Source organism: Microbacterium sp. ABRD28 (assembly GCF_003850245.1).
Classification (GTDB): Bacteria; Actinomycetota; Actinomycetes; order Actinomycetales; family Microbacteriaceae; genus Microbacterium.
Genome location: NZ_CP031015.1, coordinates 2,523,844 through 2,541,711, shown reverse-complemented (window position 1 = coordinate 2,541,711; position 17,868 = coordinate 2,523,844). Strand labels below are relative to the sequence as shown.

General features: G+C 69.4%; 17 protein-coding genes and 1 tRNA gene. 13 read left to right on the top strand and 5 right to left on the bottom strand.

The window, feature by feature from the left end; translation table 11 throughout:
- The first annotated feature begins 3 nt into the window (after positions 1 to 3).
- The 7 genes from DT073_RS12305 to DT073_RS12275 all read left to right on the top strand — a co-directional run bounded on the left by DT073_RS12305 (position 4) and on the right by DT073_RS12275 (position 6,843).
- Positions 4 to 357 carry a DUF427 domain-containing protein gene (locus DT073_RS12305; RefSeq protein ID WP_502697165.1) on the top strand — a complete coding sequence of 118 codons (354 nt, stop codon included), beginning with the start codon at positions 4 to 6 and terminating at the stop codon, positions 355 to 357.
- A gap of 20 nt (positions 358 to 377) precedes the next feature.
- Complete coding sequence (locus DT073_RS12300) at positions 378 to 1,205, top strand: ABC transporter ATP-binding protein (RefSeq protein ID WP_124293642.1); 828 nt, start codon at positions 378 to 380, stop codon at positions 1,203 to 1,205.
- Positions 1,202 to 1,891, top strand: coding sequence for an ABC transporter permease (locus DT073_RS12295; protein WP_124293641.1), 690 nt, complete (start codon positions 1,202 to 1,204; stop codon positions 1,889 to 1,891). Before DT073_RS12300 ends, DT073_RS12295 begins: the two co-directional genes overlap by 4 nt.
- Positions 1,888 to 2,655 (top strand): ABC transporter permease, encoded by a 768-nt coding sequence (locus DT073_RS12290; RefSeq protein ID WP_124293640.1) that lies wholly within the window; start codon positions 1,888 to 1,890, stop codon positions 2,653 to 2,655. The genes DT073_RS12295 and DT073_RS12290 overlap by 4 nt, the downstream gene beginning before the upstream one ends.
- A gap of 30 nt (positions 2,656 to 2,685) precedes the next feature.
- Complete coding sequence (locus tag DT073_RS12285; RefSeq protein WP_124293639.1) at positions 2,686 to 3,606, top strand: ABC transporter substrate-binding protein; 921 nt, start codon at positions 2,686 to 2,688, stop codon at positions 3,604 to 3,606.
- A gap of 65 nt (positions 3,607 to 3,671) precedes the next feature.
- On the top strand, positions 3,672 to 4,982 hold the full coding sequence (locus tag DT073_RS12280; protein WP_124293638.1) for a GNAT family N-acetyltransferase: 1,311 nt from the start codon (positions 3,672 to 3,674) through the stop codon (positions 4,980 to 4,982).
- A 46-nt stretch (positions 4,983 to 5,028) separates the two neighbouring features.
- Positions 5,029 to 6,843, top strand: coding sequence for an ABC-F family ATP-binding cassette domain-containing protein (locus DT073_RS12275; protein WP_124293637.1), 1,815 nt, complete (start codon positions 5,029 to 5,031; stop codon positions 6,841 to 6,843).
- A 3-nt stretch (positions 6,844 to 6,846) separates the two neighbouring features.
- Here DT073_RS12275 and DT073_RS12270 read toward each other — a convergent pair whose 3' ends face one another.
- On the bottom strand, positions 6,847 to 7,344 hold the full coding sequence (locus DT073_RS12270; RefSeq protein ID WP_124293636.1) for a MarR family winged helix-turn-helix transcriptional regulator: 498 nt from the start codon (positions 7,342 to 7,344) through the stop codon (positions 6,847 to 6,849).
- A 44-nt stretch (positions 7,345 to 7,388) separates the two neighbouring features.
- On the opposite strand from DT073_RS12270, the gene DT073_RS12265 reads away from it, so the two are divergent.
- The 6 genes from DT073_RS12265 (at position 7,389) to DT073_RS12240 (ending at position 12,963) form a co-directional block, all read left to right on the top strand.
- A tRNA-Gln gene (locus DT073_RS12265) sits at positions 7,389 to 7,460 on the top strand.
- A 1-nt stretch (position 7,461) separates the two neighbouring features.
- Positions 7,462 to 8,934 (top strand): bifunctional UDP-N-acetylglucosamine diphosphorylase/glucosamine-1-phosphate N-acetyltransferase GlmU, encoded by a 1,473-nt coding sequence (gene glmU / locus DT073_RS12260; RefSeq protein WP_124293635.1) that lies wholly within the window; start codon positions 7,462 to 7,464, stop codon positions 8,932 to 8,934.
- Positions 8,909 to 9,943, top strand: a complete 1,035-nt coding sequence (locus tag DT073_RS12255; protein ID WP_124293634.1) for a ribose-phosphate diphosphokinase — start codon at positions 8,909 to 8,911, stop codon at positions 9,941 to 9,943. The genes glmU and DT073_RS12255 overlap by 26 nt, the downstream gene beginning before the upstream one ends.
- A gap of 92 nt (positions 9,944 to 10,035) precedes the next feature.
- Positions 10,036 to 10,491, top strand: a complete 456-nt coding sequence (locus DT073_RS12250; RefSeq protein ID WP_124293633.1) for an FMN-binding protein — start codon at positions 10,036 to 10,038, stop codon at positions 10,489 to 10,491.
- A 1-nt stretch (position 10,492) separates the two neighbouring features.
- Positions 10,493 to 11,395 (top strand): FAD:protein FMN transferase, encoded by a 903-nt coding sequence (locus DT073_RS12245; RefSeq protein WP_124293632.1) that lies wholly within the window; start codon positions 10,493 to 10,495, stop codon positions 11,393 to 11,395.
- Between the two features lie 5 nt (positions 11,396 to 11,400).
- On the top strand, positions 11,401 to 12,963 hold the full coding sequence (locus DT073_RS12240; protein ID WP_502697164.1) for an FAD-dependent oxidoreductase: 1,563 nt from the start codon (positions 11,401 to 11,403) through the stop codon (positions 12,961 to 12,963).
- Here DT073_RS12240 and DT073_RS12235 read toward each other — a convergent pair.
- From DT073_RS12235 to gnd, 4 genes are all read right to left on the bottom strand, one after another.
- Complete coding sequence (locus tag DT073_RS12235) at positions 12,950 to 14,464, bottom strand: sensor histidine kinase (RefSeq protein WP_240638602.1); 1,515 nt, start codon at positions 14,462 to 14,464, stop codon at positions 12,950 to 12,952. The two genes, DT073_RS12240 and DT073_RS12235, sit on opposite strands and share 14 nt — an antisense overlap.
- Positions 14,461 to 15,192 (bottom strand): response regulator transcription factor, encoded by a 732-nt coding sequence (locus DT073_RS12230; RefSeq protein WP_124293630.1) that lies wholly within the window; start codon positions 15,190 to 15,192, stop codon positions 14,461 to 14,463. Before DT073_RS12230 ends, DT073_RS12235 begins: the two co-directional genes overlap by 4 nt.
- Before the next feature lie 69 nt (positions 15,193 to 15,261).
- Positions 15,262 to 16,254, bottom strand: a complete 993-nt coding sequence (locus tag DT073_RS12225) for an SDR family oxidoreductase (RefSeq protein WP_124293629.1) — start codon at positions 16,252 to 16,254, stop codon at positions 15,262 to 15,264.
- 36 nt (positions 16,255 to 16,290) lie between these two features.
- The gene (gene gnd / locus DT073_RS12220) at positions 16,291 to 17,790 is read right to left on the bottom strand and encodes an NADP-dependent phosphogluconate dehydrogenase (protein WP_276310450.1); all 1,500 of its coding nucleotides are present in this window, start codon (positions 17,788 to 17,790) and stop codon (positions 16,291 to 16,293) included.
- Positions 17,791 to 17,868 lie beyond the last annotated feature (78 nt).

The window sequence follows — 17,868 nt, the reverse complement described above, 5'->3', positions numbered from 1 at the left end:
GTGATCAGGGTCCGTCGCTTCGGCGGCGCATCCGCGCGACCTCGAGAGGACCCCATGAAGGCAGTACTGGACGGAACGGTGATCGCCGAGGCGTCGAAGGACGACCTCGTCTCGATCGAGGGCAACTGGTACTTCCCACCGAGCAGCGTGGTCGAAGGGGTTCTGGTCGACAGCCCCACCCCCTACACGTGTCCGTGGAAGGGGGAATGCCAGTACTACGACGTGACCTCGGGCGAGGGAGCGTTGAAAGACCGCGCGTGGTCGTACCCAACCCCGTACCCGACGGCGATCGAGCGCGTCGGCAAGGACTTCTCCGGCTACGTCGCGTTCTGGAAGGAAGTCCAGGTCGTCGACTGAGGCGACCGGACGCACGTGCCATGATCGAATTCCGAGGCGTCACCAAGCGCTTTCCCGACGGCACGGAAGCGGTCCGGTCCTTTGACCTCGTCCTGCCTGCGCACACCACCACCGTCTTCGTCGGCTCTTCCGGATGCGGCAAGACGACACTCCTGCGCATGATCAACCGGATGGTCGAGCCCAGCGACGGCACGATCCTCATCGATGGCGACGACATCGCCGGTCGCGACCCGGTGAAGCTGCGCCGCAGCATCGGGTACGTCATGCAGAACTCCGGACTTCTGCCGCACTTCACCGTCGCCGAGAACATCGCCACCGTTCCCGTGTTGGAGGGCGTGAACCGGAAGAAGGCCCGCGCGCAGGCGCTCGAGCTGATGGACACCGTCGGCCTCGACCGGGGGATGGCCGATCGCTATCCCAGTCAGCTCTCCGGCGGCCAGCAGCAGCGCGTCGGCGTCGCGCGTGGCCTGGCGGCGAACCCCAACATCCTGCTCATGGACGAGCCTTTCGGCGCTGTCGATCCCATCGTGCGCGCGGAGCTCCAGGAGGAGCTGCTCCGCATCCAGCGCGACGTCGCCAAGACGATCGTCTTCGTCACCCATGACATCGACGAGGCGTTCCTGCTCGGCGATCAGGTGGTCATTCTGGAGAAGGGCGCACAGATCGCCCAGCGCGGCACCCCCGACGAGATCATCGAGGCACCCGCCACCGATTTCGTCGCCTCCTTCATCGGCGCCGACAGGGGCAAGCGCGCGCTGCGGCTGAAGCAGACGCCGCACGGGACGGTGGTGGTCGACGGCGAGGGACGCACGCAGGGAGCTCTCATCGAGGACGGCGCTCGCACGTGACCTGGGTTCTGGACAACCTCGACCTGATCGGCGAACTCGCCCTCATCCACATCCGACAGAGCATCATCGCTCTCGTCGTGGGGTTCATTCTCGCCGTACCGCTGGGATGGGTCGCGTGGCGCTACCGGCTTCTGCGCGGATGGGTGATCACCATCACCGGGTTGCTCTACACGATCCCATCCTTGGCTCTGCTCATCCTCCTCCCGACGATCTTCGGCTACAGCGCGATCAGCGAGCCGAATCTCATCATCGCCCTGACGATCTACGCGATCGCCATCCTCGTCCGCGCCGTATCGGATGGTCTCGACTCGGTCGACCTGCCGGTACGTCAGTCGGCCACCGCTGTCGGTTACAGCGGATTCCGTCGCTTCTGGGCCGTGGAGTTTCCGCTCGCCGGACCGGTCGTGCTGGCCGGGCTTCGCGTCGCTGCCGTGAGCACGGTCTCCCTCGCAACCGTCGGGATCCTCGTCGGGGTGACCAATCTCGGGTACCTCTTCACGAACGGTCTCCAGCGCCGCATCATCCCCGAGGTGCTCGCGGGTATCGTCGCGGTGGTGATCATCGCGCTCGTCATCGACGGGCTGCTCGTCCTCGCCGGCCGCGTACTCATGCCGTGGACCCGCCGTGCCTCCGTGGGCGCCGGTGCAACCTCTCGCTCACCGCTGACCCGAGAGGCGGCCGCATGAGTCTGTTCCTCGATGCCCTCGCGTGGATCTTCTCGCCGGAGCGCCTGCAGGGGCCTTACGCTCTTCAGGTTCTGCTCGGTCAGCAGCTGCTGTACACCTTCGTCGCGGTCGCCATCGCCGCGGCGATCGCCATTCCGCTCGGATGGGCCATCGGGCACACGGGTCGCGGCCGTGACATCGCCGTCGGTATCTCCGGCGCTGCGCGCGCCATCCCTTCCTTCGGTCTGCTCATCCTTCTGGTCCTTCTCCTCGGCGTCCTTCGACGACCCGAGGCAGCTGTCATCACCTTCGTCGTCCTCGCCATCCCCTCTCTGCTCGCGGGCGCCTATACCGGTCTCGAGGCGATCGACAGGCGGGTGATCGACGCCGCCCGCGCGATGGGGATGACCGAATGGCAGATCCTGTGGAAGGTGGAGGTGCCGTTGGGTCTGCCTCTGCTCATCGGCGGGCTCCGAGCCGCCACCTTGCAGGTGGTGGCGACGGTCACCATCGCCGCGTACGTCAACCTCGGTGGGCTCGGATGGCCCATCATCCAGGGCATTCCGCTCCAGAGATTCGATCAGGTCCTCGGAGGCGCGATCCTCGTGGCGATCCTCGCCCTTGTCCTGGACGCGCTGCTCGCACTCCTCCAGCGTGCCGTCGTGCCGCGGGGGGTCGACCCGGGGCGGGGGGAACGTCGGAGTTCCCCCCGCGAAGCGGCGGACGGCTCGGCAGACGACGCCGACCTCGACCCACGCGATGTCTCTCTCGCCTCGGCGGGATGAGCCCCCACACCTCACCAGGAAGGAAATCACATGTTCACAGCACGACAGCAGCGCCTGACCGGCGCCGCGGCCCTGATGGCCGCCGCGAGCCTGTTCCTCGCCGGATGCGCATCATCCAACCCGCTCGACGACGCCGGCGAGAGCCCGGCCGAGGGAGGCGATTCGAGCACGATCGTCGTCGGCTCGCAGGCCTACTACTCGAACGAGATCATCGCCGAGATCTACGCCCAGGCCCTGGAGAACGCCGGATTCGAGGTGGAGCGTCAGTTCCAGATCGGCCAGCGCGACGCCTATATCCCCGCTTTGGAGAGCGGCGAGGTGAATCTCTTCCCCGAGTACAGCGGAAACCTGCTGCAGTACTTCGACGAAGAGACCACCGCCCGCACCGCGGAAGAGGTCTACGCCGCTCTGCCCGACGCGCTTCCCGAGGGGCTGACGGTGCTCGACCAGTCCACCGCCAGTGACCAGGACTCGTACACCGTGACCGCCGCGTTCGCCGACGAGTACTCGCTGACCTCGATCGCCGACCTCGCGAACGTCGACGTGCCGCTGACCCTGGGCGGGCCGCCCGAGCTCGCCGAGCGTCCCTACGGCCCCCAGGGCCTGGCCGACACCTACGGTGTCGACGTGTCCTTCTCGGCGACCGGTGACACCACCGTCGAAGACCTCGTCGCCGGTACCGTCAACGTCGCGAACGTCTTCACCGCCGACCCGCGGATCCAGACCGAAGACCTCGTCGTGCTCGACGACCCCGAGGGTCTGTTCCTCGCCTCGAACGTGGTGCCGGTCGCCAGCGCCGACATCGCCGACGAGATCGCGGACGTCATCAACCAGGTGAGCGCCGCGCTGACCCCGGAGGCGCTCGTCGCCCTGAACGTCCAGAGCACGGTCGACCAGCTCTCCAGCGACGACATCGCCACTCAGTGGCTCGAGGAGAACGGTATCTCCTGAGCCGAGCGGCGTGAGGGACACCGACCGGCGTGCGCCTGTCGGTGTCCCTCACTAGCGTGGTGGGCATGGATGCTTCTGCTGCCGCCGCCCATCTCGCGCGCGACGTGGATCCGGTCTCGCGAGAACGCCTCGAGGCTCAGGGCCTCGAGATGAGGTTGGTCACCGGCGACGCCGACCGCGAGGACTTCATCCAGGTCGTCGCCCGCGGTTTCCTCGATCCCGAACTGACTGATGAGCAGGTGCGCGAGACGCGCGCCCGCGGGGACTATCGACGCATGACGGGGGTGTACGACCCTCAGACCCCGACCAGGTCGGCGCCCGTGGCCACGAGTGCATCGTGGCTGTCGGAACTCACCGTCCCCGGCGGCGGTGTTCTGCCGGGCAGCGCCGTGAGCGCCGTCTCGGTCGCGCCCACCCATCGGCGCCGCGGTATCGCGCGCGCCCTGCTGGAGGCGGAGCTGCGCAGCGCCGTCGCCGGCGGCGTGCCGCTGGCGATGCTGACCGTCAGCGAAGCCACGCTCTACGGCCGCTACGGCTTCGCCCCGGCGGCTCCGGCGGCCACCTGGGTCATCGACACAAAGCGGGCCGGATGGCGCGGACCCGGCAGATCCGGCCGGGTGGACTTCATCTCGCGAGAGACCTGGCGCGAGATCGCGCCCGGCCTGCACGAGGAGGTGCGCCTGCGATCGGCCGGTGAACTGGAGATCCCCGCCGGCCACTGGGACAGTTTCGCGGGCACGCGGCCCGATGCGAAGGACCCCGGGAAGCGGCGGGCGATCCAGTGGCGTGACGACGCCGGCGCGGTGCGGGGAGCAGCGCTGTATACAGTGACCGAGAACAGCGATGACTGGACCAAGTCCCGCGTCGACGTGGCCTCGCTCATCGCCGTCACGCCCGCGGCCTACGCGGCGCTCTGGCGCTTCCTCCTCGAGCTCGACCTCATCGGCGAGGTCCACGCCGGCGAACTCGCTGTCGATGAGCCGCTGTGGTGGATGATCGCCGACCAGCGCGCCGCGACCATCACGGTTCGCGACCACCAGTATGTGCGGATCATCGACGTCCCCCGCGCGCTGGAAGCGCGGACCTACACGGGTTCGGGCGATGTCCTGCTCGACGTCGAGGACTCCCTGGGCCTGTCCACCGGTCGCTGGCAGCTGCGGGTGGTCGACGGCCTCGGAACCGTCGAAGACGTCGGCGATTCCGCCTCCGCCGCGCCGGTCATGCGCCTCGGGATCGAGGAGCTGTCGGCGATCTACCTCGGCGGCGTGTCGGTGACGACCCTCGCCGCCGCCGGTCGGCTCGCCGTCGACGACGCCGATCTCGTTGCACCGCTCTTCCTCACACCTCGCGCGCCACGCCTGAGCTTCTGGTACTGAGGGTCTGGTCTGCGCGCCCCATCGCGGGACATAGCCTGGAAGGGATATGGCGCATCTTCTCGGGGCTGAAGCCCTGCATCTGGAATTTCCCACGAAGGTCGTCTTCGACGGCGTCTCCCTCGGCATCGACGAGGGAGATCGCATCGGCGTCGTGGGCCGCAACGGCGACGGCAAATCGACCCTGCTGGCCATGCTCGCCGGACGGCTCGAGCCCGATTCCGGCCGGGTGACCGTCAGGCGGGGTGTGCGCGTCGGCGTCCTCGACCAATCCGACACCCTGGATGACGCTCACACCGTCCGCTTCGCCGTGGTCGGCGACCGCCCCGATCACGAATGGGCAGGGGATCCGCGCGTGCGCGATGTGATCGCCGGCCTCCTCGAAGGACTGGACTGGGAGGGTCCGGTCGCCGGGCTGTCGGGAGGGCAGCGCCGCCGCGTCGCCCTGGCCGCCCTCCTCGTCGGCGACTGGGATGTGCTCTTCCTCGACGAACCGACCAACCACCTCGACGTCGAGGCGATCGCATGGCTCGCCGACCACATCCGCCGCCGGTGGCCGGCGAACCAGGGCGGGCTCCTGGTCGTCACCCACGACCGCTGGTTCCTCGACGAGGTCTGCACCATGACCTGGGAGGTCCACGACCGGGTCGTCGAGCCGTTCGAGGGAGGGTACGCCGCCTACATCCTCCAGCGGGTCGAGCGCGACCGTCAGGCTGCGGCGATCGAGGCACGACGCCAGAACCTCGCTCGCAAGGAGCTGGCGTGGCTGCGCCGCGGTGCTCCGGCCCGAACGTCCAAGCCGAAGTTCCGCATCGACGCCGCCAACGCTCTGATCGAGGACGTGCCCGAGCTGCGCGATCCGGTCGCCTTGCAGGCTCTGGCGATCACCCGACTCGGAAAAGACGTCGTCGACCTGCTCGACGTCTCGGTCGTCTTCGACGACGGCGCTACTCGCACCGACGTCTTCCACGACGTCGAATGGCGCATCGCGCCGGGTGAGCGCACCGGCATCCTGGGAGTCAACGGCGCGGGCAAGTCCACTCTGCTGTCGCTCATCTCGGGCGAGCTGGAGCCCACGTCCGGGCGAGTCAAACGGGGGAAGACCGTGCGGGTGGCCATCCTGAGCCAGCGCATGGACGAGCTCGATCCGCACCTGGACGATCCCGTGCGCGTGGTCATCTCGGGCCTGCGGACGACTTACACCCTCGGCGCCGGGTCGAAGGCCCAGGAACTGTCACCCGGGCAGCTGCTGGAGCGGATGGGATTCTCCAGCGCACAGCTGTCCACTCCCGTCCGAGACCTCTCAGGAGGGCAGAAGCGGCGGCTGCAGCTGCTGCTGATCCTGCTGTCCCAGCCCAACGTGCTGATCCTCGACGAGCCGACCAATGATCTCGACACCGACATGCTCGCCGCGCTCGAAGACCTCCTGGACTCCTGGCCCGGCACTCTGATCGTCGTCTCGCACGATCGATACTTCATGGAGCGGGTCACCGACCAGCAGTACGCGCTGCTGGGGGGCCGGCTTCGACATCTGCCGGCCGGCGTCGATGAGTATCTGCGGCTGCGCGCCGCGGGGAGGCTCTCCTCCGCCGCGACGCCGGCTTCCTCCGAGTCGACGGCGTCGCCGGCCACCACGGAGCTCACCGGAGCCGAGCTTCGCGCGGCGCAGAAGGAGGCCGCCGCGCTCGAACGACGGATCGAGAAACTCGAGACGGAAGTGTCGCGCGCGAAGATCGCCCTGGCCGACCATGATCAGTCCGACTATGCAGGTCTCTCCGCGGAGATGAGCCGCATCGGCGCCCTCGAGGCCGAGCGTGACACGACGGAAGCGCGCTGGTTCGCCCTCATCGAGCAGATCGGTTGACACTCACGCGTCGAAACCCAGGCTGAGTTTTCTCAGCAGTCCGGCGAGGCGATCCCGATCTCCGCGAGACAGCGCGCCGAGAAGGAGGGCCTCGGCATCGACGAGGCGGGTGATCGCGGCGTCGACGCGGGTGCGCCCTTCCTCGGTGAGCGTCACCAGGATGCTCCTCCCGTCACCGGGGTCCGCCTCCCGGCGCACGAGACGTCGGCCCACGAGGCGGTCGATGCGATTGGTCATCGTGCCGCTGGAGACGAGAGTCTGCTGCAGCAGCTGCTTGGGGCTCAGCTGGAACGGCTCGCCGGCCCGCCGCAACGCCGAAAGGACGTCCCACTCCCACGGCTCCAGCTCGCTGCGGCGGAACGCCTCCCGCCGGGCGCGATCGAGATGCCGCGACAACCTGTCGACCCGGGAGAGCACCTCCAGGGGCGAGAAGTCGAGGTCGGGACGCTGCGCATCCCACGCCTCGACGATGCGGTCGACTTCGTCCGACTCTCGGGGCATGCATCCACTCTGGCAGACTTGTCGGGCGCCCTCTGCGGGCGCGGTCCGCCGTGGTGTAATGGCAGCACGACAGCCTTTGGAGCTGTGAGGTCTAGGTTCGAGTCCTGGCGGCGGAGCATGACAGACACCACCGCATCCTCCTCGCTCTCGGTGATCGTCCTGGCCGCCGGGCAGGGCACACGGATGAAGTCCGCCACGCCGAAGGTGCTCCACCGCATCGGCGGCCGCTCGCTTCTCGGTCACGTCCTGCAGACCGCGGCGGGACTCGGCCCCCGGAGCACGGCCGTCGTCGTGCGTCACGAACGCGACCTCGTCGCCTTCGAGGCGACCGAGGTGTTCCCCGAAGCGGTGATCGTCGATCAGGACGAGGTTCCCGGCACGGGGCGTGCCGTCGAGCTCGGGTTGGAGGCGCTCGGCGAGGCCGACGACGACGTCCTGGTCCTCAGCGGCGACGTGCCTCTGCTCGACGCCGAGATGCTCGCCGCGCTCCTCGACACCCACCGTCGACGCCGGGCCGCCGCGACCCTGCTGACGGCCGTGCTCGAGGACGCCTCGGGATATGGACGGGTCATCCGCTCGAGCGACGACACCGTCGCCCGGATCGTGGAGCAGAAGGATGCCGATCCCGACGAACTCGCGGTCACCGAGATCAACGCGGGGGTCTACGTCTTCCACGCGGCCTCGCTCCGACGCGAGCTCGCGCGGGTGGGCACCGCGAACGCTCAGGGTGAGAAGTACCTCACCGACGTCATCGGTCTGCTGCGCGAGGCGGGGCTGCCCGTCGCCGCCGTCACCGCGCCCGACGCGGCCGCCGCCCTCGGGGTGAACGATCGCATCCAGCTCTCCGAGGCGGCGCGCACGCTGAACGCCCGCATCGTCCGTCACTGGCAGCGCGAAGGCGTGACCGTGATGGATCCGGCCACGACCTGGATCGATGTCACCGCGACCCTCTCGCCCGATGTCACTCTGCTGCCGGGCACGCACGTCCTGCGCGCGACCGTCATCGGCGAGGGAGCGGTCGTCGGCCCCGACACCACGCTCGTCGACTGCGAGGTGGGGGAGAGGGCGACGGTCACCCGCACCGACGCGACCCTCGCGGTGATCGGCGCCGATGCGACGGTCGGACCGTTCGCGTACCTCCGCCCCAACGCCCGTCTGGGGGCCGGTGGCAAGATCGGCACCTTCGTCGAGGTGAAGAACTCCGACATCGGCGAGCGCAGCAAGGTGCCGCACCTGTCGTACATCGGCGACACCACGATCGGCACCGGAGTCAACCTCGGCGCCGGGGCGATCACCGCCAACTACGACGACGTGGCCAAGCATCGCACCGAGATCGGCGACGAGGTCCACAGCGGCTCGCACAACGTCTTCGTCGCGCCCGTTAGGATCGGAGACGGCGCGAAGACCGGAGCCGGCGCCGTCATCCGCAAAGATGTCCCCGCCGGTGCTCTGGCCCTGAGTGTTGCCCCTCAGCGCAACGTCGAGGGGTGGGTCGAGAAGAACAGGCCCGGGACGGCCGCGGCCGAGGTCGCAGCGCGAGCCCGGACGTCACAGAAAGCGGACGATGGCGCGCAAAACGAAGACAGTTGATCTCGACCGCGACAACGACATTGCCCCCGGTATCGTCGCCAAGACCAAGAAGCGGCTCGTCGTCGCAGCCGGTCGCTCCCACCAGGCTCTCGCCAACGAGGTCGCAGCGGGGCTGGGCACGCAGCTCGTGCCCACCGAGTACCGCACCTTCGCCTCCGGCGAGATCCTGACCCGATTCGAAGTGTCGATCCGCGGATGCGACTTCTTCCTCGTTCAGAGCTTCGGTCCGCCGGTCAACGAGTGGCTGATGGAGACTCTCATCATGCTCGACGCGGCCAAGCGGGCGTCGGCGAAGCGCATCACCGTGGTCGCGCCGTACTACCCGTACAGCAGGCAGGACAAGAAGGGCCGCGGCCGCGAGCCGATCAGTGCGCGCCTCGTCGCCGACCTGCTCCGCACCGCGGGCGCCGATCGCGTCATGAGCGTCGACCTGCACGCCGCGCAGATCCAGGGCTTCTTCGACGGTCCGGTGGATCACCTCTTCGCCAAGCCCGTGCTGTTGGAGTACTTCCGTGACACCCTCAGCGCCGCCGACCGTGCCAAGCTGACCGTCGTCTCGCCCGACACCGGCCGCGTGCGCGTCGCCGACACGTGGTCCGACAGCCTCGGCGCGCCGCTGGCCATCATCCACAAGCGCCGCGACCCGAACGTGGCGAACCAGGTCACCGTCAACGAGATCGTGGGTGAGGTGACGGGGCGCGTCTGCCTCCTCGTCGATGACATGATCGACACCGGCGGCACGATCGTCAAGGCCGCCGAGGCCCTCAAGGCCAGCGGCGCGGAACGTGTCATCGTCGCCGCCACCCACGCGATCTTCAGCGACCCGGCCGCCGAGCGTCTGCGCAGCGATTCGATCGACGAGGTCGTCGTCACCGACACCGTGCCGGTGCCGGACGAGAAGCGCTTCCCCGGCCTGACCATCCTCCCGATCGCGCCGCTGCTGGCTCGCGCGATGCGCGAGGTCTTCGAGGACGGCTCGGTCACGAGCATGTTCGACGGTGCCGCGTGAGCTGACTCTTTGCTGGGCCTGCGGCCACTCAAAGCCACTGCATAGGGTGAGCGGGGCAGGATGACGGTATCCGACCCTTCCCTGGAGGAACAATGATCCGTCTCGACCTCGCCCCTCGTCCCGTCCGCGTCGGCGCCGCCGGTGCCGGTGTCTTCGGAGCCCTTCTCCTGGCCGGGTGCTCCGGAGCGGCAGACGCGGGAACCCAGGATGCCGGGGCGAACAGCGATGCGGGCGCCACGACGACGGAAGGGCCGTACGCCGACGGCACCTACACCGCCGAGGGCACCTACAACACCCCCGAGTCCGTCGAGCAGATCACCGTGACCCTCACGCTGCAGGACGACGTCGTCACCGACGTCGAGGTGACCGGAGAGCCCCAGCGGCCGGAGTCGGAGCAGTATCAGTCGCAGTTCATCGGCGGTATCGCCGACGAGGTCGTGGGCCAGAACATCGACGACCTCTCGGTCGACCGCGTCGCGGGCTCGTCGCTGACCAGCGGCGGATTCAACGCGGCGGTCGAGGAGATCAAGGCCGAAGCGGCCGCGTGAGATGTCTTCGCCCAGCGCACCGGGCGCGACGACCGAGATCTGGCGGTTCGAGGCGATCGGCACCCGGTGGGAGGTCGGAAGCGCCCACGCGCTGACCGCGGGTGACCGCGCGGCCGTGGCCGACGTGATCGAGTCCTTCGATCATGCGTGGTCGAGATTCCGCGACGACTCCGCCGTGACCGCCCTCGCCCACTCGGGGGGAGAGATACCCGCGCCCATCGACACCGATCTCCTGCTCTCACGTCTGGCCGAGATCGCCGACGCCACCGGCGACGCGGTCAGCCCCCTCGTCGGCGGGGTCCTCGCCCGTCGCGGCTACGACGCCGAGATGACGCTGACCGATCGCGGCGCCGAACCCGCACCCCCGTGGCGCGACGTCCTGTCGTGGACCTCCGACACGCTGAGCCTCTCCCGCCCCGCGACGATCGATGTCGGGGCGCTCGGCAAGGGTCGGCTGGTCGACATCGTCCACGGCGTGCTCGCCGAGCGCGTGACGGGGCCCCTCCTCGTCGATGCGTCGGGGGATCTGCGGGTGAGCGGCGCTGATCTCCGAGTCGCTCTCGAGCACCCCTACGACAGCACCCGGGCGATCGGGGTCGTGACCATATCGGCCGGAGCGGTCTGCGCGTCGGCGGTGAACCGGCGGCGCTGGGGCCCGGGCCTCCATCACGTGCTGGACGCGCGCACCGGTCAGCCGGTGCGCACGATCGCCGCGACCTGGGCCTTCGCACCCGATGCCCTGACGGCCGATGCGATCGCCACCGCGCTGTTCTTCGACGGCGGCCCGGAGATCGCTCACCGGTGGGGCGTGGAGTGGGTGCGGATGACCACCGACGGCCGCGTCGAATGGTCGCCCGACAATCCGGCCGACCTGTTCCTCCGGGCGGATACGGTGGCATCGTGAATGCGTTGACCGTGGGCGTCCGCGCCGCCGCCGCCCGCGTCTTCGCGGTTCTCGGCCGGTTCTCGATGTACCGCGTCATGCTGCTGGCGCTTGCAGCGCTGACGGCGGTCTCGATCGTGCTGTCACTCTTCGGCGCGCTGGCGCAGACACCGCTGGAGATCCTCGCCACCGGCGTCGTCCTCGTCGTCGCCTGCGTCGTCGTCGATCTCGCCGCCCAGCGCCTTCTGCGCCTGCCGTGGCGGTGGGAGTCCTCGCTCATCACCGCGGGCATCCTGCTCTTCGTCCTCCGCCCGTCGCTGGATCCCCTGCTGCTGCTCGGCGCCGCACTCGCCGGCGCGATCGCCGCCCTCTCGAAATACGTCCTGGCCTGGCGGGGTCGGCATGTTCTCAACCCCGCCGCCACCGGCGCATCGGCGCTCACCCTGCTCAGCATCTGGGTTCCGGCGCTGGGCGCCTCGGCTTGGTGGGTCGGCAGTCCCGTGCTGGCCGCACCGGTCGTCATCCTCGGGCTCATCGTGCTGTGGCGTGCGGAGAAGCTGCGCGTCGCGGCGCTCTTCCTCGTCGTGGCCGTCGGCGTGGCCCTCGTGCGCGTCTTCTCGCAGTACGCCGCCCTGGGCGTGCCCGTCGTGCTCGGCGACATCCTTCCCCAGGTGCTGTTCTCCTCACCGTTCCTCTTCCTCGGCGCGTTCATGCTCTCGGAGCCCCTCACCCTCCCGCCGAGGCGGTGGCAGCAACTGCTCGTCGCTCTGGTGGTCGGGGTCCTCGCGGGATGGCCGATCGTCATCGGGGCGTTCAGTCTCGGCCAGGAGCGCGCCCTCCTCATCGGCAACCTGCTCGGCTTCCTCCTCGCCGTCCGTGCCGCCAACCGGCTCCGGCTGCAAAGACGCGGGCATCTCAGCCCGACGGTGCGCGAGCTCACCTTCTCCGTCTCCGGCCCGCTGTCGTTCGCGCCAGGCCAGTACCTCGAACTCGACGTGCCGCATCGGCGGGCCGACACACGGGGGACCCGCCGGGAGTTCAGCATCGCCTCCGCCCCCGAAGACCTCCCGGAGCTGAAGATCGCCTACCGCGAGCCCGCCACGGGCGCTGCATCGAGCTTCAAGCGCGCCCTCGCCGAGATTTCGACCGGAACCGACCTCGCGGTCACGGGCGTGTGGGGGGATTTCGTGCTTCCCCGGAGCACGGCGGCGCCGGTGCTCCTCGTCGCGGCCGGCATCGGGATCACGCCCTTCGTCTCCCAGCTGCGCCATCATCGTCTGACCGGTGAGGACCGCGACATCGTGCTGGTCTATGTCGCCTCGGATGCCGCCGAGCTCGCCTTCCGCGACGAGATCGCCGCCTCGGGGGTCCCGGTGATCGTGTTCACCCGCGGCGCCCCTGCCGACCTCCCGCCGCATTGGCGGTGGGCGCGCGGCGTGCGACTGGATGCCGACGGACTGCTGGGCGTCGTTCCCGACATCTCCGCCCGCCACGCATTCGTCTCCGGCCCCGCGGGGCTCATCGCCGAACTCGCCCCCGCGCTTCGCCGGGCCCGATCACTGACGACCGACGCCTTCAGCGGGTACTGAGCTCGGCGGCGTCGCGATCGTCTTCCTGCGTCCGGACCGGATCCTCGGGCCGCGCCGGCAGGCGCATTTCGAAGGTCGTGTCACCCGGCGAGCTCGTGACGGCAAGGGTGCCGCCATGTGCCACGACGATGGCGCGAGCGATCGACAGACCCAGGCCCGTGCCGCCGGTGTTGCGCGCTCGTGACCGGTCGGCGCGAGAGAAGCGCTCGAAGAGCTCATCGGCGATCGCCGGGTCGATTCCCGGACCGTCGTCGTGCACCCGCACGACGGCGTCCGAGTCGTTGCGCTCGATCGAGACCCGCACGGTGGTGCCTGCCGGAGTGTGGATCCGCGCGTTGCCGAGGAGGTTCGCCATCACCTGGTGCAGGCGTCGTGCATCGCCGGCCACGACGACGGGCTCCTCACCCATATCGGCGACCCAGTGATGCTCGGGTCCCGCCGCCTGTGCGTCGCCGAGGGCTTCGACGGCCAGCTGCGACAGATCGACCGCGCCATAGACCAGTTCCTGACCCTCGTCCAGACGGGCGAGGAGCAGCAGGTCCTCCACGAGAGAGGTCATCCGCAGCGATTGGCTCTGGATCCGCTCCAGCGACGCCTCGGCGGTGTCGACGGCGCCGTCGTCGTGGCCGCGTCCGAGCGCCCGCAGCGAGAGCTCCGAGTATCCACGGATCGACGCCAGCGGGGTGCGCAGCTCGTGACTGGCGTCGGCGACGAAGGATCGCATCCGCTCCTCGTTGCGCTGCCGAGCGGTGAGCGACGTCGACACGTGGTCGAGAAGGGTGTTGAGAGCCTGCCCGACCTGTCCGATCTCGGTGCGCGGGTCGGCCTCCGCGTCGGGGACGCGGTCGCGGATCGAGACCTCGCCCTGGTCGAGGGGAAGTGCGGCGACCCGGCGGGCGGTCTCGGCGACGGAGCGGAGGGGCGCGAGGCCCGCGCGGACGGTCCACGCGGTCGCGACCGCCAGGAGCAGCAAGCCGCCGAGGGTGAGAAGCGCGATCGTCAGGAGCATCTCGCCGATGGTGGTCGCCACGGCGGTGCGCGAGATCCCGATGACGACGATCGCGGGGGAGGCGGGGACGTTCGCGAGTCGGTAGGTCCCCACACCGTCCAGAGCCGTCACCGCGGGCCCGGCGGTGTCGAGCCGGTCCACCAGCTCGGTGATCTGGGCGTCACTGAGCTCCACCACCCGGCCCCGGTCGTCGGTGGCCGCCGCGGTCGTCTCGCCGGTGACGGGGTCGCCGACCACGAGGAGGAAGCCCGGCTGCGGGGCCTGTTCCCCCAGGATGTCGGCAGCGGTGGCGCCACTGCCGATGAGCGGCCTGATCCAGGTCGCCGCGCGGTTCGCCGTCGCCTCGACCTGGCTGTCGAGACTCCGCTCCAGCACGGATCCGAGGATGGCGGAGGTGGCGACGCCCACGAGGATCAGGATGAGCGACACGATGGCGGCGATCGTGACGATCAGCCGTCGCTGCAGGGTCCAGGGGTGGCGGGGTCGCCTCACTGGGGCGCCTTGATCATGTATCCGACACCGCGCACGGTGTGGATCAGGGGTTCATGGCCCTGGTCGATCTTCTTGCGAAGGTAGGAGATGTACAGTTCGACGACGCTGGAGCGTCCGCCGAAGTCGTAGTTCCACACGCGGTCGAGGATCTGGGCCTTGGAGACGACGCGGCGCTGATTGCGCATGAGAAAGCGCAGGAGTTCGAACTCCGTGGCCGTCAGCTCGATCTCCACTCCGGCGCGCTCGACCTCGTGGCTGTCTTCGTTGAGCGAGAGGTCGCCGACCCGGAGGATCGGCTCGGCCTCGGCGGTCTGCGCGGTCCCGGCGCGGCGCATGAGGCTCCGCAGACGCGCAACCACCTCTTCGAGGCTGAACGGTTTCGTGACGTAATCGTCGCCGCCCGCGGTGAGTCCCGCGACGCGATCCGACACGGCGTCCTTCGCCGTCAGGAAGAGCACGGGCACATCGTCGCCGGAGGCGCGAAGGCGCTGCAGCACCGACATCCCGTCGAGGTCGGGCATCATGACGTCGAGCACCATCGCATCGGGCCGGAACTCGCGCGCCGCCTGCAGGGCCTCGAAGCCCGAGGACGCGGTCTTCACCTCCCACCCCTCCATCCGCAGGGCCATCGACAGCAGGTCGGTGAGCATCTGCTCGTCGTCCACGACGAGGAGGCGGAGAGCCTGCCCGTCGGGGCGGCGGAGGGCGGAGGGCGCGAGGGTCGTCATGGTCCTCAGTGTGCCGGGTCTCCTATGGATTTCCTATGGCATCCGCTATGCGCCGGCTGAGAGCGGCGCTCACCCCGCCTGCCGGGCGTGGGCCGCGATGCGATCGAACAGCGCATCGTGGTCCGCGTCGACCTCCTTTCGATCGGGGTGCGCGTCGTAGAAGGCCAGGATCTGCCGCGCGCCCTCATCGAAGGTGATCGTGGTGCGGAACTCCGGCACGAGAGCGGTGACCTTGGCGTTGTCGAAGATCATCGAGTGCGCCTTGTCGCCGACCAGGCCGGGACCGAAGGCGGGGGCGAAGGCGGCGATCGTCTCGGATGCCACGTGGACCAGGTCGGGTGAGGTGACACCCGCCGCCTCGGCGAGCCACCCATAGATCCGATTCCAGCTCGGCGCGTGATCACCCGTGACGGTGAATGCCTCGCCCAGGGCGTCGCTGTGCCCCGCCAGTCCCACGATCGCGACCGCGACGTCGTCACTGTGCGTGATCGTCCAGAGACTGGTCCCGTCGCCGTGCACGACGACCGGTCGTCCCGCCCGCATCCGGGCGATGTCCGTCCATCCCCCCATCGTCGGAAGGAGCTGCTCGTCGTAGGTGTGCGAAGGTCGCACGATGGTGACCGGGAAGCCGCGTTCGCGATACGCCGCCACGAGCAGGTCTTCGCAGGCGATCTTGTCGCGCGAGTATTGCCAGAAGGGATTGCGCAGCGGCGTGGACTCGGTCACCGGCAGGCGCGCCGGTGGCTTCTGATAGGCCGATGCGGAGCTGACGAACACGTACTGGCCGACACGTCCTTCGAACAGGTCCAGATCGGCCTGGATGTGCTCGGGCGTGAATGCCAGGAATTGCAGGACGACGTCGAACTCCTCCGCCCCGATCGCTGCGCGAACCGCCCCGGGGTCGCGCAGGTCGGCTGCGAGCGTCCGCACCTCGGGGGGAAGCGCACGTCGCCCCGTTCCCCGATTGACCACGGTGACGTCATCACCGCGTGCCACCGCCCGGCGCACGCAGGACGCGCTGATGATGCCGGTACCGCCGAGGAAGAGGATGCGTCGCGTCATCCTCCGACCCTAGATCGTCGACGGGCGGCGAGGCGATCAGTGCGTGTCTTCGGCCGCCACTTCGGAACGATCACCCGACCAGAGCGTGTGGAAGGTGCCCTCCTGGTCGATGCGGCGGTAGGTGTGGGCGCCGAAGAAGTCGCGCTGACCCTGGATGAGCGCCGCGGGGAGCCGGGGGGCGCGCAGGCCGTCGTAATACGCCAGGGACGACGAGAACGCGGGCGCGGGGATGCCCGCCGTCGCCGCGGTCGCGACGATGTGCCGCCACGAATCCTGGGCGCGGCCCAGTGCTTCGACGAAGTAGGGGGCGGCAAGCAGCACCGGAAGGTCCGCGGTCTCGGCGTACGCGTCGGCGATGCGGTTGAGGAACTGCGCGCGGATGATGCACCCACCGCGCCAGATGCGCGACACCGCGCCCAGGTCGATCTGCCAGCCGTACTGGGCGGCGCCGGCACGGATGGCGTCGAAGCCCTGCGAATACGCGACGATCTTCGATGCGTACAGCGCCAGCCGCACCTGCTCGATGAAGGCGTCCGGATCGGTGACGGAGGATCCGACGGCGTCTTCTGCGGGGCCGGGGAGTCCGGCGGCCGCCTGCCGCTGCTCGGGGTGTGACGACAGCGACCGGGCGAAGACCGCCTCGGCGATCCCCGACACGGGAACGCCGAGATCGAGGGCGGTCTGCACCGTCCACGCGCCGGTGCCCTTCGCGCCGGCCTGGTCGAGGATCACATCCACGAGGGGACGCGCCGTCGTGGCGTCGTTCTGTCGGAGCACCTCGGCGGTGATCTCGATGAGGTACGACTCGAGCTCACCGCGGTTCCACTCGGCGAACACGTCGGCGATCTCGGCGGGGGACTTCCCGGTGCCCCGCCGGATGAGGTCGTACGCCTCGGCGATCAGCTGCATGTCGGCGTACTCGATGCCATTGTGGATCATCTTCACGAAGTGACCCGCACCGTCGTGGCCCACGTGCGTGACGCACGGCTCGCCCTCGGCCACGGCCGCGATCGAGCGCAGGATCGGGCCCAGCGTCACCCACGACTCATCGGAGCCGCCGGGCATGAGCGACGGACCGAGCAGAGCTCCCTCTTCACCGCCGGACACACCCATGCCGACGAAGTTGATGCCGGTCTCGCGGACGGCCTTCTCACGACGGATGGTGTCGCTGAAGAGCGCGTTGCCGCCGTCGACGATGATGTCGCCCGGCTCGAAGACGCGGACGAGCTCGTCGATGACGGCGTCGGTGCCGCGGCCGGCCTTGACCATGATGATCGCCGTGCGGGGCGTGGACAGAGCGGCGGCGAACTCCTCGTACGAGAACGTCGCCACGAATCCGGCCTCGGGATGGGCGTCGAGCAGATGATCGGTCTTCTCGCGGCTGCGGTTGAACACCGCGACGGTGTTGCCGTCCCGGCTGGCGAGATTGCGGGCGAGATTGGAGCCCATGACCGCCAGGCCGACCACGCCGATGTTGGCCTTCGCCGCGGTGTCCGAGGGGGCTGCGACACCTGCTTCGGCGCGGGGACGAGGCACATCCTGGGGGGCGGGGGCACCCTCGTGTTCCTCGGTCGACCCGGGCTGGTCGTCGCGGTCGGTGGAGATCTTCGGCGC